Source organism: Halobacteriovorax sp. GFR8, from assembly GCF_050955245.1.
Lineage (GTDB): Bacteria > Bdellovibrionota > Bacteriovoracia > Bacteriovoracales > Bacteriovoracaceae > Halobacteriovorax_A.
In genome coordinates, this window is the sequence record NZ_JBPBLR010000002.1 from 2,795,606 (window position 1) to 2,818,210 (window position 22,605).

Sequence of the window (22,605 nt, forward strand, 5' to 3'; positions counted from 1 at the left end):
ATAATCGGAGACTATATGAACAACAGCATTGATTTATTTCAAAGTCTATCATCTTTAGACTTATTTATATTTTTTGCCATTTTAGGCTTAACTATAGCCAGTGTTATTTACGGTCAATATCGCATGAATAAATCCACAGAAAAAGAGTCATTCCTCGATCTTCTGATCATGGGAAGAAGACTCACCCTACCTCTTTTTGTCGCGACACTTGTTGCAACTTGGTACGGTGGAATATTTGGAGTAACTGAGATTGCCTTCAATCAGGGTATTTATAACTTTATCACTCAAGGTGTTTTCTGGTACATCGCCTATATTATTTTTGCATTCTTTCTCATTGATAAAATTGAGCCTTATCACGCGGTTACTCTACCAGATTTAGTTGAAAAAATGTTTGGGCCACGCTCAGCAAAACTCACCGCAGTTTTCAACTTCTTCAATGTTCTCCCAATAGCTTACGGAATTAGTTTAGGTATTTTTCTGCAACTAATTTTTGGAGGATCGCTATTACTTAACACAAGTCTTGGAGTTGGATTTGTTGTTCTCTACTCTATGTGGGGAGGGCTAAGGTCAGTTGTATTTTCCGACCTCATTCAATTCTTTGTTATGTGTCTTGCAGTTGCTTTAGTTCTTGGATTCTCTTTCTTTGAGTTTGGTGGCATCTCCTATTTAAAAGCAAATCTACCTGAGTCCTACTGGTCTTTAACGGGTAAAAACTCATTAGCAACAACTTTTGTCTGGGGTTTTATTGCCCTATCAACTCTAGTTGATCCAAACTTTTATCAACGCTGTTTTTCTGCCACAAGTGGAGAAGTTTCAAAGAAAGGTATTCTGATCTCAACTTTTATCTGGTTTTGTTTCGATATTTGTACGACGTTTGGAGCAATGTATGCAAAAGCCGCAATACCAGATGCACAGAGTGCACATGCTTACCTAACATATGCAATTCAAATCCTGCCTCATGGTCTAAAAGGATTTTTATTAGCGGGAATTCTTGCAACAATATTATCAACACTCGATTCCTACCTATTTATCGCAGGAACAAACCTGGCCTATGACCTTGCACCAAAGAAATACAAGGGTCGCATTTGGATTCACCACTTTGGAGTTATTTTTGTTGCCGTTTTAACAGTGATTATGTCTGAATACTTCCAGGGAAATATAAAATCTGTTTGGAAGACTCTTGGTTCATTTTCTGCATCATGTCTATTGCTGCCAGTTGTCTATGGTTACCTCTTTCCGAAACGAATTAGTGATAACCAGTTTGTGACGGCCTGTCTGATAGGAGTTGTCTCAACGGCCACGTGGCGTCATATCTCAAAAGTTGGCTTCTACGCCAATATTGACGAGCTCTATATTGGGATTGTTGCAACAAGTCTAACTCTGTTCATTTATCACCTAATTAGGGATAAAAAACTAGTCGGATAAGGGCCAACAAGTGTATCCTTTGTACTTAATTTCGTAGGATTTTAAGTTCAAAGGATTACATATGACTGATAATAAAAAAGTCACGGACAAATCGAGCGCGGACGCTCAAAAAATTCAAAAGGCCCTTGATTACCACTCAATGGGTAAACCAGGAAAGATTGAAGTAATTGCAACAAAGCCATGTTTGACTGCTTCTGATCTAACAAAGGCATACTCGCCAGGTGTAGCTCACCCATGTTTAGAAATTGCTAAAAATCCTGATGATGTTTACAAGTATACTGCTAAAGGTAACCTTGTTGGTGTTGTTTCAAATGGTACGGCCGTTCTTGGTCTAGGAAATATTGGAGCAGCTGCAGGTAAACCAGTAATGGAAGGAAAAGGGATTCTTTTCAAGCGCTTTGCTGACATCGATGTTTTCGATATCGAAGTTGAGGAATCAACTGTTGAAGGTATGGTAAATGTTGTTAAAGCACTTGAGCCTACTTTTGGTGGTATTAACCTTGAAGATATTAAAGCACCAGAGTGTTTTGAAATTGAAAAGCAACTAATTGAAAAAATGGATATTCCTGTTTTCCATGATGACCAACATGGAACTGCAATTATTGCAGCTGCTGGATTCCTTAATGCCCTTGAATTATCTAAGAAGAAAATTGAAGAAGTAAAGGTTGTCTTCTCAGGTGCAGGTGCTGCTTCAATGGCATGTGCTAACATCTTCTTTCAACTAGGCGTTAAGAATGAAAACCTTCTAATGACTGATTCTCGCGGTGTTATTTATAAAGGCCGTACTGATGGAATGAATGAGTACAAAGAAAAATATGCAGTAGAAACTGATGCAAGAACTCTAGGTGATGCAATGGTTGATGCTGATGTTTTCATCGGTTGTTCTGCAAAAGGTGTTTTAACAAAAGATATGGTTAAAACAATGGCAAAGAGCCCAATCATTTTTGCAATGGCAAACCCAGACCCTGAAATTCTACCAAGCGAAGTTGAAGAAGTTCGTGATGATGCAATTATGGCAACAGGACGTTCTGACTTCCCTAACCAAGTTAATAACGTACTAGGTTTCCCTTCAATCTTTAGAGGTGCACTAGATGTTCGTGCTCGTAAGATCAATGAAGAAATGAAACTTGCGGCAGTTCACGCTCTTGCTGATCTTGCAAAAGAAGAAGTACCTGATGAAGTTAAACTTGCTTACCAAGGTGAGGACTTCAAATATGGAAAGAATTATATTATTCCAAAGCCATTTGATACACGAGTTCTTGTTAGACTTGCTCCTGCTGTTGCAAAAGCTGCAATGGATACAGGAGTTGCAAGAAGTCAGATTACTGACCTTCAAGAATACTCTGAGCACTTAGCAAGTCGCCTATCGGCCTCTGGTGCATTCATGAAAACTGTTCGTGACCGTCTCGCTTCACAAATTAAAGCTCGTGATGGAAAAAAAGTTAGAATGGTTTTTGCAGAAGGTGTAAACACAAGAATTCTTCATGTTGCAAAAACTCTTGCTGAAGGTGATACAATTCAACCAATTCTTCTTGGACATCCAGATGATATTAGAGCAAAAATCAAGTCACTAAGCCTTGATGAGGTTCTAGATGAGAGTATCGAAATCATCCGTCCACGTAAGGCACCTAACTTTAAAGAGTTCTACACTGAATACTGTGAAATGAAACAAAGAGAGGGTGTCTCTTTGAGTGCAGCTGAAGACCTAATGATCCAAGAAAACTACTACGGTTCAATGATGGTTAAAAAAGGACTCGCTGATGCATTTATCGCAGGTCCAACTTTAAATTACAGTGATTGCTTAAAACCAGCTCTAAGTGTTATAGGGGCCCAAGCAGGAAAGAAAGCTGCAGGTGTTTTCATTTTAGTATTTAAAGACCGTGTTCTATTCCTAGCTGATACGACAGTACAACCAGATCCTTCAGCTGAAGATCTTGTTGAAATTGCAAAATCAACTCAACACCTTTACAAGTCACTAATGAGAAGAGAGCCAAGAATTGCTTTCTTAAGTTACTCAAATTTTGGTGATTCAAAACTTCCAGGTGCAAGGAAGATGAAGAATGCAACAAAGATGGCAAAGGAAAAATACCCAGAGCTTATCATTGAAGGTGAAATGCAAGCAGACGTTGCGGTAAACGCAAATATCATGGATCACCTATTTGACTTTAGCGAGCTTGGTGGTTCTGCAGATATTCTTATCTTCCCAGAACTTAACTCAGCAAATATCTCTTACAAGTTACTTGCTCAATTAAGTGAAGCTTCTGCTATTGGACCAATCCTTGCTCCAATGAATCAGACAGTTAATATTATTCAAAGAACGGCTTCAATTAAAGAGATCGTTGACTCTTGTCGCTTAACGGCCCTTAGATCATTAGAAGAGCCAAAGCACGACTAATAGGAAGGATTATTATGAGCTTTAAAAAGAATATTATTGCAACAGATAAGGCACCAAGCGCAGTAGGAACATACTCTCAAGGTGTTGAATATAACGGAACTTACTTCTTCTCTGGTCAAATTGGAATTGATCCTGCGACTAGTGAATTACAAGAAGGATTTGTTCCTCAACTAAACCAAATTATGAAGAATATTGATGGGCTTCTAGAGTCACAAAACCTAACTCGTGAGCACATCATCAAGACTTCAATTTTTGTTACTGATCTTGCTAACTTTGGTGAGGTTAATGCTGCTTATGAAGCTTACTTTACAGCTCCATACCCAGCAAGAAGCTGTGTTCAAGTTCCAGCACTTCCTAAGGGAGCTGTGGTAGAAATTGAAGTTATCGCAGCGAAAGGATAGATAATACTGTTTTATGTTTGATAAGAAGTATGTATTTGAAACAAAACAAACAAGATCTTGGAGAAAGGCCCTCGAGCTTTTCTCCAAGTTTGTTATTTTCATCCTAGGCTACTCACTTCTTTCATATACCCTCATCCTCTACTCTCAAAATGAAAATGTTAAAACTAAAGAAACTTTCTATAAGAAGCGACCTGATATTATCGTCGTCTTTACTGGAGATAGAGGCCGTATTCAAGAAGCAATTCGCTTAGCGAAGGAATACAATCAAGAGAATATTCTCATTTCAGGAGTTCATACAAAGAATAATGTAAGTACTCTTATTCAAAGTCATCAAATCACTGATGAAATAAACCATGATTTTCTCGACATTGATTACAATGCGAAAAATACATATGAAAACGTATTAGAAACACTACAAGCTCTTCGCAAAAAGAGTAATATTGATTCAGTATTGATTGTGTCACATGATTACCATATTCTTCGAATCAAATCGATAATCGAATATCGTCGTCGTAAGAACGATCACTACAAGTTCTATTTCTGGGGAGTGAAGTCACCACTTACCTCTTTCAGAAGTCTTAAAATTATCTACAAAGAAGTATTTAAATACTTCAGAACACTTACTTACTTGGCCTTGGCCAGTGAAGATTAAAATTTAAATAGGAGGAATAATGAATATCGTTCCATCAATCATGGCTACTAAGAAAAGTGGCCCAAAAACACTTCGTTCAACAGTAACGAGAATTTACTTACTAACAGCTAGTGCATTAGAAGAAAGTAATATCACTCATTCTGAGCATATCCCTGAGTGGATCATTGACAGAATTGGAGAAGAGAAAGAAGTTAGTATCCTTGGTAGTGAAGGACCTATTATCTTCAAGGTTATTGAAGAAGTTAAAACTGAAGAGCAACATTATAATCTTATTGCGGATAGCAACTACTCTCTTGCAAGAGAGGCCTTAGGGTCTCTTGTTGGTCAAATCACAAAAGAGAGATCGAAGAAAGTAGAAGTTAACTTCTACGGACTTGATAAAGAAATGATTACTGGTGCAATCGTAGGTTTAGAACTCGCCCTTTACCGCTTTAAAGAAGAACTTAGCTTTGGTGCTATCTCTTTCTTTGACGACGGAAAGAAAGTAACGAAATCAACTGTAGACTCAGCTCTATCAGTGGCACAATCAATTAATACAGCAAGACACCTCGTTAACCTTCCAGCAAATATGCTAAATCCTGTAACTTATGCAAATGCTGTTAAGAAGTATTTTGCAAAATCAACGACAATGAAGGTTGCTATTTATGACGAGAAGAAACTTGCCAAAGAAAATTGTGGGCTAATTCTAAGCGTTGGACAAGCATCTGCAACTCCTCCAAGAATTGTTCACCTTAAATACAGGCCAGCAGGAGCAAAGGGGAAACCTACTGCAATCGTTGGAAAAGGTATCACATTTGACTGTGGTGGTTTAAATGTTAAAAGTGGCGCCGGTATGGGCGTAATGAAAAAAGACATGGGTGGTTCAGCTACAGTTATGGGCTTTGCTACTTGGCTTGAAAAATCAGGCGTGAAAAAGAAGGTAGACCTTTACCTAGCACTTGCAGAAAACTCAATTAATGAATTAGCTTCTCGTCCAGGCGATATCTATACTTCTCGCAATGGCCTAAAAGTTGAAATTGGTAATACTGATGCAGAAGGAAGACTAGCTCTTGCGGATGCTATGGATATTGCAATCACTCAAAAAGAAAAACCAGAAGTTTTAATTGATTTTGCAACATTAACAGGAGCCGCAAAAGTCTCGATGGGTGATTTTGTCACGAGTATGTTTTCTAACGATGACGAGCTTGCAGACAAACTTCTAAAGGCTTCACAAAAGAACGGTGACCTTTCTTGGCGTATGCCTTTATATAGACCTTACTACAAAGGCTTCAAATCGAATTTTGCCGATATGAATAATATGTCTAAGGTAAAAGGTGGCTCAATTGGTGCAGCACTTTTCCTAGAGAAATTTATTGGTGACACTAAGTGGGCACACTTTGATATCTTTGGTTGGACAAGTGGTTTTAGACCTTCACTGGCCCAAGAAGGTGGTTCTGGTCAAGGTGTTGAAACTTTAATTGGATACTTTCAAAATTAATTGCATAAGAGGAGCTTTTCCATTGCTCCTCAGACAACAAAGCCGGGCTTGAACCCGGCTTGTTGAATATAAATTTCATTTTATTGCGATGGTTCGCTATCCTCTTGTAACAGAGATCACGGAGTCTAGTGCTTCAAGTCCTGAAATCGTTTTAAGAAGTTCAGAGTAATCCTTAACTTCAATTTCAAAAATCAAGCTTCCCTTTCTATCTTGAGTCGACTTCGCCATAGCAGAGCGAATATTAACACCAAGGTTTCCAATCTCTTTTGAGATCATTGAAAGAATACCTGGACGATCATGAGTAAGAACTCGGATATTTACTGGGTGCTTAAATGTGAAGTTTTCATTCCATTCAACAGCAATTTGTCTTCCAACATCACCTACATCGTAGCGAGTACAGTCTGAACGATGAATAGTAATCCCACGGCCACGAGTGATATATCCAATAATTGGATCACCTGGAATAGGGTTACAACAACGGGCCATACGTACCATTAAGTCATCCATCCCATCAACAATTACTGCATTATCTTTATGGGCACGCTTCTTAGCTGTACGAGAAATAGTTGAAGTAAGAGATGAGATCTCCTTCTTTTTCGCATCATCAACTTTTTCGTCTTTAAGACCTGGAATACATTCGATAACTTTATCAACATGAAGTTTTCCAGCACCTACGTTATTATAGATTTCACTATATGTTTTTACATTCGTTAGATTTTCTTTCGCATAATCAAGCTCATTACGCTTTAAAACTGCTTTTAAAGTCGTACCAAGTACCTTGAATGCCTTATCAAGAGTTTCTTTACCAACTTCAATATTGCGCTCTCTTTCGGCCTTGAGAAGCCATGATTTAATCTTGGCCTTTGCCTTAGAAGACTTAACAATATTAAGCCAATCTTTATTAGGTGTTTGAGTTTTAGAAGTTAAGATCTCAATCGTATCACCTGAACGAAGAACGTACTTTAATGGTACCATTCTGCCGTTTACTTTCGCTCCAACGCAACGATGTCCAATATCTGTATGGACACGATAGGCAAAGTCTAGCGGTGTTGAGTTATCTTGCAGTTCAAAAACATCTCCATTAGGAGTGAAAACAAAAACTCCACCAACATCTAAGTCATTCTTAACATGTGACATGAACTCAGAACTATTATCAGTATCTTTATTATACTCAAGAAGTTCTTGTACCCAATCTAGTTTTGTCTTACCAGAAGACATCCCTTCTTTATACTTCCAGTGAGCAGCAATCCCTCGTTCAGCAACTTCATGCATCTCTTGGGTACGAATCTGTATTTCAATTCTTTCTGCCTTAGGCCCAACAACAGTCGTGTGTAGAGACTGGTAGTTGTTAACCTTTGGTATCGCAATATAGTCTTTAAAGCGGCCAGGAATTGGTGTGAATGCAGAGTGTATTACCCCAAGGGCCTTGTAGCATTCTGTAATATTATTCACAATAATTCTAAAAGCTAGAATATCGTGAATTTGTTCGAAATCAACACCACGAGAAACCATCTTCTTATAAATTGAATAGAAGTGTTTAGAACGCCCTGTAATATCGGCCTTCACCGAGTATTCAAAAAGCTTTTCAGTTACGACACCAATCGTGTCTCCAATATAGATTTCACGATCACTCTTTTTCATCGCAACTTTTTCGGCCAAACGATAATAAACATCCGGGTGTAAGTAGCGAAGACAAATATCTTCAAGTTCAATCTTAACTGAGTTGATACCTAGTCTCGATGCTAAAGGAACATAGATATCAAGTGTTTCTTCCGCAATACGCTTTTGTTTTTCTTCACGTACATACTGAAGGGTTTTCATATTGTGCATACGATCTGCAAGCTTAACAATAATAACTCGTAAGTCTTGTGCCATCGCAACAACCATTTTACGGAAGTTTTCCGCTTGTGATTGTTCCTTAGACTTAAACTTCATTTTAGAGATCTTAGTTAGGCCAACAACAATTTGAGCAATTTCAGTCGTAAATTCTTTTTCAATTTCTTCAGGAGTGACACTGCAATCTTCCACGACATCGTGAAGAAGGCCTGCAATAATCGTATCAAGGTCCATATGAAGCTTAACTAAAGTTGCAGCAACATTCAGCGGGTGAATGATATACTTCTCTCCAGAGCTTCGCATTTGTCCCTCATGGGACTTTTCTGCAAAGAGATAAGCTTTTCTTAAAAGAGTGAAGTCCGCGTCTGGATAATAAGTTTCGACACGTCGACAAAGTTCATCAATATTTAATTCGCGCTCATGGGCGAAATCGAGTTGCTGGTACATTACTTTCTTAAGATTCCTTCAAAAATATCTTTTAATTCAATATATGCCGTCTCAAGGTCATCATTAACCACAAGATAATCGTAATCATTCTTTCTTAGTAATTCACGTTTTGCATTATCAAGACGAATATTTAAACTTTCATCCGTCTCAGTACCACGGCCACGAAGCCTTTGTTCTAGTGCTTCAACACTTGGTGGTGCAATAAAGATCACGCGTGCTCGGTCACCAAAGTACTCCTTAAATGAGTCAGTACCTTGGACATCGAGATCGAAAAGTAGATTATGCCCTTTGGCAATTTCACTCTCCACGAACTCCTTTGATGTACCGTAATAATTTCCGTGAACTTGTGCCCACTCTAAGAATGCATCTTGCTCTTTCATAGCAAGAAATTTTTCTTCCGTAATAAAGTTATAGTGCTTTCCATTTTCTTCACCTTCACGTGCCTTACGTGTCGTAAAAGAAACAGATTCCAAAAGATCGTGGAATTCATTTTTAATTCTCTTAATCAGAGTCGATTTCCCTGATCCAGATGGTGCAACAATAACTATAATTTTACCTTCACTCATAATACTACTCGAGGTTTAAACCTTGCTCTCGAATCTTTTCTAACTGAACCTTCATTTGAACAACGGCTTCAGAGATTTCTTGAAGAGTTGACTTCGATCCCGTTGTGTTCGTTTCACGGTTAAGTTCTTGAATAAGAAAATCAATTTGACGGCCAACTTCTCCACCTTTTGTCAGTAGATCATTAAGTTTAGAAAGGTGGGCATTTATACGATTAATTTCCTCGTGAATATCCATCTTTTCTAAGTAGAAGATCACCTCTTGCATAAAGCGAGGTTCATCTACTGGCATCGCCGTTTTATATTCGTCAAATCGCTTCTCAAGCCTTTCCTTTACGGCCGCTTGGAATTCATCTGACTTATTATTTACAATATTAAAAAACTCTTCATAAGATTTTTGATGCTTTTTAATGACATCGACCATTTTCTGACCTTCAACCTTACGAGACTCTTTTAAATTTTCAATGGCACCCTTAAGGGCATCAATTGCAAATGTATTCATCTCATCAATTGAAGACTCATCGACTTCTTTCATAAATTCATTACGTAAAAAATCAGTTGGCTTAATATCAAGTTGAACATCATTCTTATCGGCCAGATGCTTCATCGAGCTGATAAAAGCGTTCACTTTTTCACTATCAATATCATCAAAACGAGACTTCGTTTCTAGTCGTTTATAACTAACGTTTATATCAAAGCTTCCGCGTTTGAAGTTTTGTGAAATAAGATTTCTCATTTCAAGTTCAACACTATTGAATAGTGATGACATTTTAAATCGAATATCTTTAAAACGATGATTTACAGTCTTGATCTCAACTGTAATTTGAAGGCTTTCACTACCTGCTTCGGCCTTACCAAAGCCAGTCATTGAATATATATTTTTGGCCATTTTCTCTCCCAATGAATGACTTTTTTAACTCAAATACACAGCGATATCAACCGCTAGAAGTAATAATATTCGATATTTATTATACTTCCTTAACGATTCTCCACACTACTCCAGAGACCAACCTTCTACCTTTCCTTGGCTAAAGTAGACATATTTACGATCTCCATTTTCAAAGAAGGTCCATCGCTCGTTTTCAAGCTGAGGATTACCTGCTGTGTCAACGCGATGAGGGTTTCCCCATCTATCAATTACATTCTTCTTATCCATTCCCATTGCTATTTCGCGGTGGGCCTGAGCTCGTGGCGAATAGTGAAAAATTGAAGCTGGCTTACGTGCCTCAAATTTTCTTTGTCTCTCGTACTGAACAAGAGTTTTTCCATATTGTTGCTGCTCAGCTCTGGTCAAAGTTAAGTAATAGAGCTTCTGTGAGTCATTATCAAACATCCTTTCCTTGCGACGAAAAGCTTCTCGATCTTCCGGGCGCATACTATCTAGTTTTGCCTGAAGCTCCATTTTTAATCGCTTTTCTTGCGACCATGCAGGATAATCCTCCTCACTAGATGGTGTTCTTTTCATCATCTCTTCCCTACTATATTTAACATAGCTTGGGTCTCCACCAACCGTATCAAAGGCCTGACCGGGGCTAAATAGTGAGAATCCCTCATCTTCTTCTCCCATAACATCAAGAAACTGGCGATCTATCGAGATCGGCCCACATGAAACAATGGCCAAAAGTGAAAGTAATGTTAATGCTCTAAGCATGTCTTCTCCTTAAATAATTCTCCCCATCACCCTTCTTTACGGTGTAATTATTGGGATTTCTTAAGAATCCATTCAGCTTCCTCCACATCCAGAAAAAACTTCCTAGCCTATTAAATTACTCAGGAATTGACTCCACAGACTCAGGTATTTTGACCACTTGCCGATAAGCACTATAGAGATAGATTTGGGGATATTTCGTAATGATGAATAAATGGCTAAAAATTGAAAAATATTTAAATGGTTTGCTTACAAATCTGGCCAATTTCTTTACGGGAATCACGCCTGAAAAGATTAAACATCTCTATCGTAACTTCTTGGCCACAACGACTGGCCTTATCAAAAAGATTTTATCTCTACCAGAGTTTCTCACTGGACCAGCTAGGAAATGGTTTAGGCTTAAACTTGCAGCATTCATTACATTCATGCTGGCAAAGAAACAAAGCTTGGCAACAATTGGCGAGGCCTTCAAAAACTTTAAGCTGTCTGGGGAATTTTCTCTTAAGGCATACAATGTTGCCAAGGGTTTTTGGTCAAAAAATGTAGTGACGAAACTTGCAGCAATTTCACCAGCAAAGGCCGTCGGTATAACTTGTTCCCTAACGGTATTTTCACTTACAGGAATTTCTGTTTATCAAAATATTCAGGAAATCTCAGATAAAACGGCTCCCAAGAAAGAAAGAACGATTGCAAGTGCAGATGAGCTTGAAAAAGCGAAATGGGGTCGTTCTCGTTACCGCCTTGCAAATAAGAGAACCATCTTTTTGAGAAACGTGGATGTTCCTATTTATATTAAAAATAGAAATGGAATGAAGTCTCTTCTTATCGATGTACTTCTTGAAACTAATAACCGCTACACAGCACAATATTTCTATAAACCAGAAAATGAGATTTTAATACGTGACCGTCTTAATGAGTCACTTCAAGCAGTTGTACCAAACTTTCCTCTTGAACCGGAAGGTAAGAAGATTATCAAAGAGAAAGTACGTTACGAAGTCAACAAATTGATAGAAGACTTAAAAATCGACGGCCATGTTGAAAGAGTTTATATCGATTCAATTTTAAATGGATAAAACAGTTCGAAGTGTCTGATTTGAAATTCCCAAGACCTTTGCTGAAGCCTTAACATTCTGATCACAATGATTATATATTTTTAGAAAGTAATGATATTTCATTTCTCGGTATGAATAAAAATGATGATCATCTTGAGATACCATATTCATTTGATTTAGCTTCATAAGACCTTCATCGATCTCACAATAAGTTAGAAGATTAGTCTTGCCTTTCAAGTGTTTCTTTCTAAGGTGAGCATTAAGTTGCCTAATATTTCCAGGCCATGAATAATTTTGGTAAAATCTCTTAAGCTTCGGATGAATCGTAATACCATGTTTGAATTCATATGAGTTAAGAAGCTGATCTAAACGCTTCTCACAATCACGTAAAGAATCAAGCTTAATAACTTCTTCTGAAGACACACGAAAGAAAAAGTCGGCCCTCATCTTCCCTTGCTGAACAAGCTTCTCAAGGGGCCGGCCAGAAGCAACAATAACTCTTGTTTTTATATGTTCAGCTTGATTTGATCCAACAGGATAAAAAAGCCCATCATCTAGAAATAGGAGAAGCTTAGCTTGTGTTTCTTTTGAAATTGAATCAATTTCATCTAAGAAAAGTGTCCCTCCACTTGCTACTTTTAGTGCTCCATCTTTATCACTCAAAGCACCTGTAAATGCTCCTTTCTTATGACCAAATAATTCTGACTCTAAAATATTCTGAGAATACGAACTCAAGTTTAAGTGTACAAAATTTCCACTGACTCCACTTTGCTCGTGTAGACTTTTTGCTAAGTGTGTTTTCCCTGTTCCAGTTTCACCTTCAATTAATACGTTAAGCTTTGGATGAACTCGATAGTCCAGGCCAATTTCCTGCTCAACATCATCACTTAAGCAGCGAATACGATTACGGCCAAAGGCGACTTCATCACCTTTTCTTAAATAGGCATGTGATGAAAAAGTGCCATTAATTCTAAATGTCGCTCCATTTATACCTGAAAGACAGAATGTATCACCAACATTAGTCTTCACAATTGATAAATTAAACTCGGCCTCCTCATTTTCTGATAGTATTGGTAGAGTGATTCTTAAGGGCCCTACAATGAGATCTTTTCCTGTTAAATCAATATGATAGGCTGTTCGATTCAATAAAATTCGACGTTTTGGACCAAATAAAGGTGTAATCTCTATAGAATTTCCATGGGCACAAAATGTGTCTTTTACAAGCTTGTCTAACTTTGGTACTTCTAGCATATATAACTCCTTAGAATTTAAGCAGAATCGTTGATAAACGGAAGAGAAGTAAAATGGAATATAAAATTGCCAAAGGGACAACTCAATTCAGATACGGAATGACAGACGTTAACCAATTAATCGAATGGTTAAACGCAGAGAAACCAATTGGTGTAAGTTTTATTGGCCGCTCTAATGCGGGGAAGTCATCAACAATTAACTCTTTATTCGGTAAGAGCACAGCTGTTACTTCTAAGACTCCAGGACGTACACGCCAAGTTAATATCTTTTCTTTTCAGTTAGAAAAAGAAGGTAAAATTGTTGATAATGTTCCGCCGTTTTACCTATTTGACCTTCCTGGTTATGGACACGCAAAAGTATCAAAAGAGATTCATGCTCATTGGGCAAACTTAATGGATGAGTTCTTTAGAAACTGCGGGGAACAAAACCTAATGCTTAATCTTCAAGATGCTCGTCACCCTAACCAAAAAGCCGACCTTGTTTTTAGAGACTATCTAAGTCCATTTGGTCATGAAGCATTTTTACTTTTTAATAAACTAGATAAGCTTAAGACACAAAAAGATAGAGCAGCTCTAAATAAATTAAAACCGGCCATTTTCAAAGAACACAAGTGGGTAACTCAGATTCACTTCATTTCGGCACTGAAAGGACAAGGGATCCCTCAACTAGAGAATGCCATTATTAATTATCTGCTATTACAAAATGAGCTCGCAAACACTCAAAGAGACTAAATTATTCTTTTGAGCATTTAGACTTAATATTTGAGACATCTTCTTCCATGAGGTGAAGTTGATCTTCATATTCCTTAATTTCTTTTAAGAGTTCATCAACCCTTGGGTTTTCCCACTCAAGAATCCCTGACTTTAAATGCTTAGCGGCCAATTGCCCCAACTCTTGATACTTCTCATTTAGCAGAGTATTAGTATGAGATGCCGTTAGCATCTTCTTTCCAATAACAGTTGCTTTTGATAGTTCCTGAGAACACTCATCAACTATTTTCTTAAGCTTGGTTTTCCATTCCTCTTTTTGCATAATTCACTCTTTCAGATAGAATAAATAATAGATCGTCCCCTATTTTACAAAAAGATAAGTATGATTTCATTAGATTTTTTAGCAAAAAAATTTTCTTCTTTTGAACAAGTTCTTGAAAGTAAACTCGCAAGTTACAAGGATATGCTCACTAATGAGGAGAAAGACAATCTTGAAAGAACTTATCAAAGTTTATTGGACCTATATGGCGAATGTGAAGACCCATGGGGACTAAGTATACCTAAAGCTCGCAAAAGCTTTGAAATACTCTACACTATTTATCGTCACTACTTTAAAGTTCGTCTTTTTGGAAAAGAGAATATCAAAGATGAACAATACATGGTCATTTCAAACCACTCCGGTCAAATTGCTATTGATGGCCTAATGATAGGATGTGCCTTTGCGTTCGAAAATGAACCTCCAAGAGTTCTTAGGCCAATGGTTGAACGTTTTTTTACAGCACTACCATTTATCAACAAGTGGTCTTCAGAATGCGGCGCTGTTCTTGGTGATCGCGACAACTGCTTAAACCTTTTAAAGCGTGGAGAATCTCTTCTAATCTTTCCAGAAGGAGTTAGAGGAGTCTCTAAGAGCACAAGTAACTATTATAATGTCCAAGAATTTACACCTGGCTTCTTTCGCATGGCCCTTAAAAGTGGAGTGAAGATTCTTCCTGTTGCCGTGGTTGGAGCAGAGGAGATCTTTCCTTATGTCTATCAGGCAAGCTCTGTTGCGAGTTTTTTTAAATTACCTGCTCTTCCAATAAGTGCTAATTACTTTCCACTCCCCTCTCCTATTGATATTCACGTAGGAAAACCAATTGAGTTGCCTACAGATATCAATTCAGATAGTGAAGACAGCTTAATCGATCCACATATTCGTGAAATAGAGAGAGTTATTCAATCAATGCTTAATGAAGGGAGAAAGACTCGTAGGCCATGGGCCTTTACAAAGAAAGTGACAAAGGAAGAGATCGATGAATAGTAAACGTTCAATCCTAGTCATTGGTGCTTCAGGTGGTCTTTCAAATATTCTATGCGGGCTACTGGCAAAAAGAATTCCTGATGCGAGAATTATTGGCATTGACTCAAGAAGAATGAAGAATGAAGTAGACTTTGAAAATTTCACATTTCATCGTATGCGCTATACTCGCAGAAATTTTGAAAAGCTATTTCGTGAAAATAGATTTGAAATAATTTATCAAATCGGTAGAATAACTCCTCCTGGAGGAAGTGCCGAGGAGCGTTTGAGTTTTAGTCTTATCAATACAAGTAAAGTCTTAGAACTTGCTGAGAAGTACTCCATAAAAAAATTTATTATGCTTAGTACCTTTCATGTCTACGGCGCCCAAGCAGATAATCCAGTATTTATTAATGAAGATTATCCTTTAAAAGTTAGTATCAAGCATCCTGAACTTCGAGATGTGACAGAAGTAGATGCTCTTTGTACAAACTGGATGTGGAAAAATAGAGAAAATATTGAAACCGTTGTTCTTAGGCCATGTAATATTATTGGGCCACAAATTGATAATACGATATCAAGATACCTAACCTCTAATATGACTCCAATACCTATTGATTTCAATCCAATGATGCAATTCATTCATGAATATGACATGGCAAATATTTTATTTCAATCTCTCGACAAACTACCGACAGGGGTTTACAACGTTGCCCCTAGTGAAACAATCTCTATTCAAGAGGCAAAGAAAATAACAGGGACTAGAGACTTTCCATTTCCAGTTTTTACCTTGGAAGTTCTTTCTAAAGCGATACGCAAGATCTGGCCATTTCCAAGTTACTTCATCGATTTTGTTATGTACTCATGTATTATTGATAATTCAAAAATTAATCAATTTATACCAGAAGATATTTATCAATATGACAGCAGAAAAACCCTTTCGTTAATACGAAAGGGCTAAGTATTTTTATTCCTCTTCACTTGCGAGTGTTCTTTCTTTTACAGTTTTTAAAGCAGGATCGTTTTCCCAATCGTATATAATATCGAAATTAGAAAAGGCTTCTACAATCTCTTCTTTCGTCCCCTTTACGATTCCAATATCAGCAGAAGCAATAAAGTCATCAACAGTACCGAGGTTATTATATAACTTTGTAAATGTATCTTTATTCATATGGACTTCAAGATCTTTCATTTTATCAATCTTTCTTTTATCGCTTACAAAGTCGACGACTGCATTTCTAATATGTAGGCCATACTGTTCACCATACCCAAGGTTGATTGCAATGAACTTATCAGTACCTTGTGCTCGACCAGGATTAATTCTAATACGATAATTATTCACAAATGCACTTGCATTACTTCTTACCTGACTAAATGTTGCAGGAGCATTCTTAATAATTGCAACCTTTTCTTCAGCAGCTCTGGCCTGACTTAAGGCCCAACTTCGTGCAGTTGTTGCAAGGCTTCGATAGCCAATTTGCTTTAAACAATTTGCTTTAATTTGATTATTATCACTACTCTTATTTACGCGAACTAAATAACTTGCAAGCTGACAAGACCACTGGTAGTCACCATCTCTGTATGCATAATCCGCAAGAGACTTAACCCTAGCTTCTCCTCCCATAGCAAGAACAATTCTTTTTGCTTCATCATCAGGATGAAGACGATAAAGAGTTGTTGCATCACGATTAAATTGCCCAAATATTGCATTATAAATACGTGGAGGCATCGATGAAATTGGCCCGTAATTTTCGATCAACGTTGGTTCTTTTTTTAAGTAATCTGGAATTGTCACAAAGTATCTTAACTCATCTGGCCCCATGCCCAATGAAATCCCTTTTAAAGTCTGATCTAAAACAAAAGCAAGCCCGTCTTGATAGTTCTGCAAGCGTTGAGCAACTCTATCACGACCTTTGATACTTGTGGAATGTGTACTCATAAGAACTTCTGGTTTCAGATTTTTAATAAATTCAACAGATCTTTTCCATTCTTCAGGGTTTCGATACCTTCCACCACGTAGACTATAGATATTTGGAAACCATCCCCACACGATATTATTGAGGACGGCCTTTTTAGAAGGTATATGTACTAGAACTTGGTTAGAAGTATCTGTCCCGACATCTTTAGTATAAAAAGTCATCCCTACGCCTGCAATCGTTAGCTTCTGGCCATTTTTCACAGGTGTATTAACTGGTATAAAGCCTTTGTTATCAGGAATAATAGTATTTTTAAAACGGGCATCTTCACCCTTATCCGGTAAGTAAAGATTAAATTGCTCTACAGACCTTGCCATGAGAACACCACCTACCTCCGGATGAAGAGCTTCAACTCCCCCAGAAACGGCCATAACATTATTCGTATTTGGATGGCCAATAATCTTGATATTTCGATTTCCTCGACGCTTTTCTTCATCAACAAAGACTTTTGCACCAAAAGTATAGTGTTCATGAGAGTAGACTATTGCCTTTATTGGAAGTTTTGTTACTTTTCTAATTTCATTATAGAAAACATTTGCATCGTGTTCATTATCACCAGTATCGTACACAATAACGCCATCTTTACCGATAATGAAATGCAAGTTAACAATGCTGTCACTGCCAACAGTATAGAGTCCACGTCCTAAGTTAATGGTTGTCAATTTGTCATAGGAACCACGTTTTTCGCTTTCCTGAGGTAAATTCCAATAATTCATCGTTTCGCTATCAACGAGTGCACCATTATCCAGCTTTGATAACTTCTTCTCTTTAGCCTTCATCATAGGATTATCGTGAATGAGGGTATTTACACTTAGGGCACTTCCCATAAAGGATGTCCCTCTTCCCACAAAAAATGAGATAGCACACAGAATAATAACGAGAAATCCAACTTTCATATTTCTTCCTTTGTAGAGTTGCTTCAATAAGTCTTTCGACATCTAACAAAGAAATAAGAACTTAAGTTATATTAACAAAAGTAAAATGAGTTTTACTCAAATGGTTGACCAAGAATAACAATAACAAGGCAAAGAACGGCCATTAAAAATGAGAAAGTAAATTTAATCTTATTCACTCGATAGTTAATTAAACAGCTGCTTATACATTGGAATAGGTAATAAAGAGCAAAAGCCTTTGAGGCAAAAGAAATGATTTTAAAAATATCGAATAGCCAGACGAGAATTGTTCCGACACAGGCTATGAAAAGGTAGGCATTTTTCGATTTAATTCTCCCACTTGAGATCTCAGCAAAAAGGCCTCCACCACCGCCCATGTCAGCAATAGCAGCACTTAACTGACTTGCCATAGCAGCTGCAAATAAGAATGTAGGAGCGAGAACAAATACAAATTGACCAATATCAATGACAGATGTTTCTGAAATCATTCCACTTAAAGGATGAGATTTAAAAACAGGAATAAACAAGACAATAAGTAGCATATAAATTGCACTACTAATCAATTGAGCGTACCTCATACTTCTTACTCTCAATTCTCGATTATACTTCTCAGAAAGGTATCGACTCGTTTCAAACCCTTGTACCATAATAAGTAGTCCCAAACTGACAGCTAAAGAATGATAGTTAAAATTACTAATATCTTTTGACTCAATCTGATGGGAACCAAATTGATAAGCAGCGAGGCCCATCAAAAAAGTCACAATAATGGAAAGCTTGACGTTAACAGAAACACTCTCCAGCCTCTCTAGTGATGATAATCCATGTTGATGTCCAAAGAATGCGATGGCCATAATAACAACTGTTACTACTCCTTTTTCAACAACAACGCTGTGATCACCTGTCATCCTTAGAAAGAATGATGAAAATAAATAGAGGTAGTATGTAATCGATAAAATATAAGCAAAGGCCAGGACCCAGTCACTAATTCTTTCATTAAACCGAACCTTATCATGTGTGTGGTTTTTAAAATCACTTTTTAAGAGTACAGGCTCAACATCATTAATATTCCAACGAATCACTTCCCCTATCCCAAATGAAGCAAGACAGAGGATGGCCATCAAGACAGGAGCATATATACCACTTAGCTCATTTAAAAGAGGTGCAGAAATAAGGAAACCACTACCAATAATAGATGCTAGGGGGGTCATGGTTGCTGTCCATGTAGAATTCGTCATTACTTTCTTCGTAAAAAGAAAAAAGAGAATGACAGTAGCAATAAAGAGATAGGTCAAAGACTGTGCTTCCATATATGTCCTCATTAATAGAAATAGTTTATAAGTTTAAAAAACAAAAAAGAATAAACCGTGCGTCATATTCATAGATAATTATTAACAATTGACTGATTTCCATGAAATGAATAGACTTATTCTATTCTCAATGGCCCGGTGGTGGAATGGTAGACACAGCGGATTCAAAATCCGCCGGTAGCAATACTGTGCGAGTTCAAGTCTCGCCCGGGCCACCATAATAAAAAAGCCCAGGTTTATCCTGGGCTTTTTTATTATTGTTGTCTGGGTATAGAACTTGAATTTGATTCGAGTTTAGGAGCAGGATGCGACGTATGTCAGCGAAGGCAGGAGCCGAAGCTGACCAAGTCTCGACTTTATAAAAATAGAGATCTCAATATAAAACATAACTTGATTCGAGTTTAGGAGCAGGATGCGACGTATGTCAGCGAAGGCAGGGCAACCAATCGCTCCTGCTAATGGTTGCATACAAAACATCCTGTTTATAAGCCGAAGCTGACCAAGTCTCTCAAGCTATGTTCCCTACTCTAAATCATCAAATGTAATAGACCACTTGTACGGATTAAACCCACAAGAAGAACCAGTAATTGTTGCTCTCGAAACTTGTGTAAATGAGTTAATTAGTACAGAAGGAACTTCCACGCGATCAAATAGATATACTAAATCTGTCGCCTCACTCTCTTCTAAAAGATAAGTCATATATCCAGCATTTAGAGACCATACCGCAGGGTTAAAGCCCTTAATACTATCAATAATATCGAATTCAACCTTAGTACAAGGTCCGCTTACTTGAAGAGGAACTTTATAGTTATTAACAAGCTCAACTACAACTTGAGTTTCTTCACTTGTTAGATTCTTAGTTACTGACTTGGCCAAAACATTAAACGACATAAGTGTAATTAGACAGATGATCATTGATTTCATCAATTTTCTCCTTAATTAAATTTATATAATATTTCGGACTTATAGCATGAATGAGTGATTAGACAATGAGGTCTAAATAAAATACACATAAAAAGGCCAGCTAATGCTGGCCTCTAATTATCTTGAAATTGTTGAAAGGTTTGAACACTTATGGACTTTATAAAACTTCTGAAGCCCAACTGTTTTGTCACGATTATTGATGATTTCCATCATAATCTGACCAAGTCGGTCCCCTCTTAGGCCCTTTTGGCCAAATTTATTATCAAGGTAGTCTTGTGCTTCTTCTAGCGTTAGGCTTTTCCCATAGAACTCAATATTACGAACAACACCTTCTGCTTCAGTAAGAGAGTATTTCTTTCCTTCTACTTCAACATCTTCACGGCCAAGCTCTCTTTGCATTGCAATCTTCTTTAGGTAGTTTCTTGCTGTGATAATACGACGAGCAAGGATGGCCGAATCATTGTGTGACTTGATTCTCTTTCTATCAGCATTGTCTGCATCACCAAAGATATCGTTATTTGTCGCAATAAAGTCATAACCTAATTCCGAAAGCTTTTGAGCATAAACCCAAATTTCTCTCGTTGTCTGTACATCAACACAAGCATTTAATTGTGCATCTTCGCCAAGATCAGCTGAATCACCAGACTTAGTGATTTCGTAATTCTTTTCTAAATCTTTATACTTTTGATTAAAGTTTTTATTTTGTTCTTCTGAAAGACTTCTCATCTTATCTAGAAACTCACGTCCGTATTTTCCATAAACGTGATTACGAACAACATCAAGTGACTTAATAATTTCTCTAAGATCACCATCTTTTGAATCCACTGAAGAATATTCTTTCTTTGCGATAATAGCAGCTAAACGATTATCAACTTCTGCAATTGCATTATAAGCGTCAGTAATTCCCTTCTCTCTCTTTTTAAGATCATCACTCTTTAGAAGTTCTTTATACTCTTTAACTGAGATATTTTCTTCACCAAGTGAAATCATATAAGTATCATCAAAATTATCACGGGCCTTTTTTCTCTTTTCTTCAATATTGTTTAGAACTCGGTTAAATGAGCTGGCCATATCAGCAAGGAATTGCTGATTAAAATCCTTTACACTCAACTCCATTAGCTCCATTGCATTGTCCAGCTTACTTAGTTTCTGTTTAAATAGCATATTTAAGAAACGGTCTGCGCCTTGAGACTCTGCAATATATTCATCTAAGTACTCTTCTAGCAGTGGCTTAGAGTAAGCAAGCTCTCCAAGGATTTCAGCTTGTTGGTACGTAGCAGATTTACCCGGCTTATCAGAAAGAGGACTTTTCATTTTTTCATAAAGACCGGCAATCAGCTTCTCAACATCAGCATCAACCTTTGCAACTTCAGCTTCTTTAATCTTTTCAAACTCTACTTCAACACTGTCTTTAGCCTTCTTTAGTGACTCTAGCTCTTTCTTCACTTGAGCAACTAGCGCCTTTGATATTTCTTTATCAGTATAATGTCTGTCAGTATCAATATCAAAAACTTCAAGTGCTTTTACTTGGTTTCTAACATCATAGTAGGCACAATTAAGTTTTACGAAAGTATTGATATCCTCTTCGTTTTCAAATTGGAAACGATCATTAAAAATATTATTAACAAATCTTAGAATTGAGGCTACTGCTAAACCACCATAAGCAACAGTTACACCAGATGGAGAATATAAACCAAATTGTGAAAAAGTCTGAATGACATCAGCTGAGCGTTCTAAGAAAGAAGTTCGATCAAGGCTTGAACACTTATTATTTGAAAAGAGAGTGTTTACACCATTCATAACCTGCATAAGAGGAATACCATTAATATCAACTTCATCAGAAGAAGGGATAATATCAACTGTTTCTTTCCCCTGTTCTTCCTTTAACTTATTTAATTCCTCTTCAAGTTCATTTGAACTATTAAGAACTTGCTCTATTAAAGACTCATTACCATCAAAACAATCATCTTTGAAAACTGTAACGATTGCCTTTAAGCTACTTAGTGCTTCTTCATAAGAGCGAGTATTATTTAAGGGACAAAATTCTGGACGTGTAAGCGGGAGCTTATTACGAGTAACAATCTCCTTAATATCTCCACCAAGCTTCGAATCGAGCTTGCTATACTTTAAAGTTTTTACATAATTCTCAAAATCACCGGCCGTTGCACTAACTGATGTAAGCAATAAAAGTGATGACAGAAATGTAGACATTACTCTTTTCATAATTATCTTCCTCCAGAATTACGCATGGCGTGATTATGCCATTTTTATGAACGATAATTAGAAAATAAGGATTATGCTGTAATTATTACTAAAGACAAATAGCTAAAATCACGTACTTCTAGATACTTAACTGAATTAAATAAGAG

General features: G+C 37.2%; 19 protein-coding genes and 1 tRNA gene. 10 read left to right on the top strand and 10 right to left on the bottom strand.

Features of this window, described 5'->3' with window-relative positions; all coding sequences use genetic code 11:
• The first annotated feature begins 15 nt into the window (after positions 1-15).
• The 5 genes from ACRXC1_RS14010 to ACRXC1_RS14030 all read left to right on the top strand — a co-directional run bounded on the left by ACRXC1_RS14010 (position 16) and on the right by ACRXC1_RS14030 (position 6,350).
• Positions 16-1,425: a sodium:solute symporter family protein gene (locus tag ACRXC1_RS14010; RefSeq protein ID WP_433659689.1), complete on the top strand. Its 1,410-nt coding sequence runs from the start codon at positions 16-18 to the stop codon at positions 1,423-1,425.
• Positions 1,426-1,486: 61 nt separating this feature from the next.
• Positions 1,487-3,820, top strand: a complete 2,334-nt coding sequence (locus ACRXC1_RS14015; protein ID WP_433659691.1) for an NADP-dependent malic enzyme — start codon at positions 1,487-1,489, stop codon at positions 3,818-3,820.
• A 14-nt stretch (positions 3,821-3,834) separates the two neighbouring features.
• Positions 3,835-4,221 (top strand): Rid family detoxifying hydrolase, encoded by a 387-nt coding sequence (locus ACRXC1_RS14020; protein ID WP_392858290.1) that lies wholly within the window; start codon positions 3,835-3,837, stop codon positions 4,219-4,221.
• Between the two features lie 13 nt (positions 4,222-4,234).
• The gene (locus ACRXC1_RS14025) at positions 4,235-4,873 is read left to right on the top strand and encodes a YdcF family protein (RefSeq protein WP_392910498.1); all 639 of its coding nucleotides are present in this window, start codon (positions 4,235-4,237) and stop codon (positions 4,871-4,873) included.
• 19 nt (positions 4,874-4,892) lie between these two features.
• The gene (locus tag ACRXC1_RS14030; RefSeq protein ID WP_433659694.1) at positions 4,893-6,350 is read left to right on the top strand and encodes a leucyl aminopeptidase family protein; all 1,458 of its coding nucleotides are present in this window, start codon (positions 4,893-4,895) and stop codon (positions 6,348-6,350) included.
• A 96-nt stretch (positions 6,351-6,446) separates the two neighbouring features.
• Here the strand turns inward: ACRXC1_RS14030 and ACRXC1_RS14035 are convergent, their stop codons facing one another.
• The 4 genes from ACRXC1_RS14035 to ACRXC1_RS14050 form a co-directional block, all read right to left on the bottom strand.
• Positions 6,447-8,633 (bottom strand): RelA/SpoT family protein, encoded by a 2,187-nt coding sequence (locus ACRXC1_RS14035; RefSeq protein ID WP_021268329.1) that lies wholly within the window; start codon positions 8,631-8,633, stop codon positions 6,447-6,449.
• Positions 8,633-9,199, bottom strand: coding sequence for a guanylate kinase (gmk, locus tag ACRXC1_RS14040; protein ID WP_433659696.1), 567 nt, complete (start codon positions 9,197-9,199; stop codon positions 8,633-8,635). The genes ACRXC1_RS14035 and gmk overlap by 1 nt, the downstream gene beginning before the upstream one ends.
• 4 nt (positions 9,200-9,203) lie before the next feature.
• Positions 9,204-10,085 carry a YicC/YloC family endoribonuclease gene (locus ACRXC1_RS14045; protein WP_433659698.1) on the bottom strand — a complete coding sequence of 294 codons (882 nt, stop codon included), beginning with the start codon at positions 10,083-10,085 and terminating at the stop codon, positions 9,204-9,206.
• Positions 10,086-10,190: 105 nt separating this feature from the next.
• Entirely contained in the window at positions 10,191-10,847 is a 657-nt protein-coding gene (locus tag ACRXC1_RS14050; protein WP_433659700.1) for a hypothetical protein, read from the bottom strand.
• Positions 10,848-11,047: 200 nt separating this feature from the next.
• Between ACRXC1_RS14050 and ACRXC1_RS14055 the strand changes: the two genes are divergently transcribed.
• Entirely contained in the window at positions 11,048-11,917 is an 870-nt protein-coding gene (locus ACRXC1_RS14055) for a flagellar basal body-associated FliL family protein (protein ID WP_433659702.1), read from the top strand.
• On the opposite strand, the gene ACRXC1_RS14060 is transcribed toward ACRXC1_RS14055, so the two are convergent.
• A complete protein-coding gene (locus ACRXC1_RS14060; RefSeq protein WP_433659704.1) occupies positions 11,906-13,147 on the bottom strand; it encodes a sigma 54-interacting transcriptional regulator in 1,242 nt (413 codons plus the stop codon). The genes ACRXC1_RS14055 and ACRXC1_RS14060 overlap by 12 nt on opposite strands.
• Positions 13,148-13,200: 53 nt before the next feature.
• Here ACRXC1_RS14060 and yihA point away from each other — a divergent pair, with 53 nt between their 5' ends.
• A complete protein-coding gene (yihA, locus tag ACRXC1_RS14065; RefSeq protein ID WP_392910512.1) occupies positions 13,201-13,878 on the top strand; it encodes a ribosome biogenesis GTP-binding protein YihA/YsxC in 678 nt (225 codons plus the stop codon).
• Between the two features lies 1 nt (position 13,879).
• On the opposite strand, the gene ACRXC1_RS14070 is transcribed toward yihA, so the two are convergent.
• A complete protein-coding gene (locus ACRXC1_RS14070) occupies positions 13,880-14,179 on the bottom strand; it encodes a hypothetical protein (protein ID WP_392858265.1) in 300 nt (99 codons plus the stop codon).
• Between the two features lie 60 nt (positions 14,180-14,239).
• On the opposite strand from ACRXC1_RS14070, the gene ACRXC1_RS14075 reads away from it, so the two are divergent.
• Both ACRXC1_RS14075 and ACRXC1_RS14080 read left to right on the top strand, forming a co-directional pair.
• On the top strand, positions 14,240-15,160 hold the full coding sequence (locus ACRXC1_RS14075) for a lysophospholipid acyltransferase family protein (RefSeq protein WP_433659707.1): 921 nt from the start codon (positions 14,240-14,242) through the stop codon (positions 15,158-15,160).
• Positions 15,153-16,097 carry an NAD-dependent epimerase/dehydratase family protein gene (locus ACRXC1_RS14080; RefSeq protein ID WP_433659709.1) on the top strand — a complete coding sequence of 315 codons (945 nt, stop codon included), beginning with the start codon at positions 15,153-15,155 and terminating at the stop codon, positions 16,095-16,097. Before ACRXC1_RS14075 ends, ACRXC1_RS14080 begins: the two co-directional genes overlap by 8 nt.
• A gap of 6 nt (positions 16,098-16,103) precedes the next feature.
• Here ACRXC1_RS14080 and ACRXC1_RS14085 read toward each other — a convergent pair whose 3' ends face one another.
• Positions 16,104-18,008, bottom strand: coding sequence for an alkyl sulfatase dimerization domain-containing protein (locus ACRXC1_RS14085; protein WP_433659711.1), 1,905 nt, complete (start codon positions 18,006-18,008; stop codon positions 16,104-16,106).
• Between the two features lie 92 nt (positions 18,009-18,100).
• The gene (locus ACRXC1_RS14090) at positions 18,101-19,312 is read right to left on the bottom strand and encodes a hypothetical protein (protein WP_433659713.1); all 1,212 of its coding nucleotides are present in this window, start codon (positions 19,310-19,312) and stop codon (positions 18,101-18,103) included.
• A 132-nt stretch (positions 19,313-19,444) separates the two neighbouring features.
• Here ACRXC1_RS14090 and ACRXC1_RS14095 point away from each other — a divergent pair.
• Positions 19,445-19,530, top strand: a tRNA-Leu gene (locus ACRXC1_RS14095).
• A gap of 304 nt (positions 19,531-19,834) precedes the next feature.
• Here ACRXC1_RS14095 and ACRXC1_RS14100 read toward each other — a convergent pair.
• Together ACRXC1_RS14100 and ACRXC1_RS14105 are read right to left on the bottom strand one after the other, a co-directional pair.
• Positions 19,835-20,236 carry a hypothetical protein gene (locus ACRXC1_RS14100; protein WP_433659715.1) on the bottom strand — a complete coding sequence of 134 codons (402 nt, stop codon included), beginning with the start codon at positions 20,234-20,236 and terminating at the stop codon, positions 19,835-19,837.
• Between the two features lie 117 nt (positions 20,237-20,353).
• Positions 20,354-22,459: a hypothetical protein gene (locus tag ACRXC1_RS14105; protein ID WP_433659717.1), complete on the bottom strand. Its 2,106-nt coding sequence runs from the start codon at positions 22,457-22,459 to the stop codon at positions 20,354-20,356.
• Positions 22,460-22,605: the final 146 nt, after the last annotated feature.

What these genes read in the sequence shown, in the direction of transcription:
- ACRXC1_RS14085 (WP_433659711.1), bottom strand. Translation starts at nt 18,008, where the DNA reads ATGAAAGTTGGATTTCTCGTTATTATTCTGTGTGCTATCTCATTTTTT.
- ACRXC1_RS14080 (WP_433659709.1), top strand. Translation starts at nt 15,153, where the DNA reads ATGAATAGTAAACGTTCAATCCTAGTCATTGGTGCTTCAGGTGGTCTT.
- ACRXC1_RS14025 (WP_392910498.1), top strand. Translation starts at nt 4,235, where the DNA reads ATGTTTGATAAGAAGTATGTATTTGAAACAAAACAAACAAGATCTTGG.
- ACRXC1_RS14100 (WP_433659715.1), bottom strand. Translation starts at nt 20,236, where the DNA reads ATGAAATCAATGATCATCTGTCTAATTACACTTATGTCGTTTAATGTT.
- ACRXC1_RS14055 (WP_433659702.1), top strand. Translation starts at nt 11,048, where the DNA reads ATGATGAATAAATGGCTAAAAATTGAAAAATATTTAAATGGTTTGCTT.
- ACRXC1_RS14045 (WP_433659698.1), bottom strand. Translation starts at nt 10,085, where the DNA reads ATGGCCAAAAATATATATTCAATGACTGGCTTTGGTAAGGCCGAAGCA.
- ACRXC1_RS14015 (WP_433659691.1), top strand. Translation starts at nt 1,487, where the DNA reads ATGACTGATAATAAAAAAGTCACGGACAAATCGAGCGCGGACGCTCAA.
- ACRXC1_RS14050 (WP_433659700.1), bottom strand. Translation starts at nt 10,847, where the DNA reads ATGCTTAGAGCATTAACATTACTTTCACTTTTGGCCATTGTTTCATGT.
- ACRXC1_RS14090 (WP_433659713.1), bottom strand. Translation starts at nt 19,312, where the DNA reads ATGGAAGCACAGTCTTTGACCTATCTCTTTATTGCTACTGTCATTCTC.
- ACRXC1_RS14070 (WP_392858265.1), bottom strand. Translation starts at nt 14,179, where the DNA reads ATGCAAAAAGAGGAATGGAAAACCAAGCTTAAGAAAATAGTTGATGAG.
- ACRXC1_RS14030 (WP_433659694.1), top strand. Translation starts at nt 4,893, where the DNA reads ATGAATATCGTTCCATCAATCATGGCTACTAAGAAAAGTGGCCCAAAA.
- gmk (WP_433659696.1), bottom strand. Translation starts at nt 9,199, where the DNA reads ATGAGTGAAGGTAAAATTATAGTTATTGTTGCACCATCTGGATCAGGG.
- ACRXC1_RS14105 (WP_433659717.1), bottom strand. Translation starts at nt 22,459, where the DNA reads ATGAAAAGAGTAATGTCTACATTTCTGTCATCACTTTTATTGCTTACA.
- ACRXC1_RS14075 (WP_433659707.1), top strand. Translation starts at nt 14,240, where the DNA reads ATGATTTCATTAGATTTTTTAGCAAAAAAATTTTCTTCTTTTGAACAA.
- ACRXC1_RS14010 (WP_433659689.1), top strand. Translation starts at nt 16, where the DNA reads ATGAACAACAGCATTGATTTATTTCAAAGTCTATCATCTTTAGACTTA.
- ACRXC1_RS14035 (WP_021268329.1), bottom strand. Translation starts at nt 8,633, where the DNA reads ATGTACCAGCAACTCGATTTCGCCCATGAGCGCGAATTAAATATTGAT.
- yihA (WP_392910512.1), top strand. Translation starts at nt 13,201, where the DNA reads ATGGAATATAAAATTGCCAAAGGGACAACTCAATTCAGATACGGAATG.
- ACRXC1_RS14060 (WP_433659704.1), bottom strand. Translation starts at nt 13,147, where the DNA reads ATGCTAGAAGTACCAAAGTTAGACAAGCTTGTAAAAGACACATTTTGT.
- ACRXC1_RS14020 (WP_392858290.1), top strand. Translation starts at nt 3,835, where the DNA reads ATGAGCTTTAAAAAGAATATTATTGCAACAGATAAGGCACCAAGCGCA.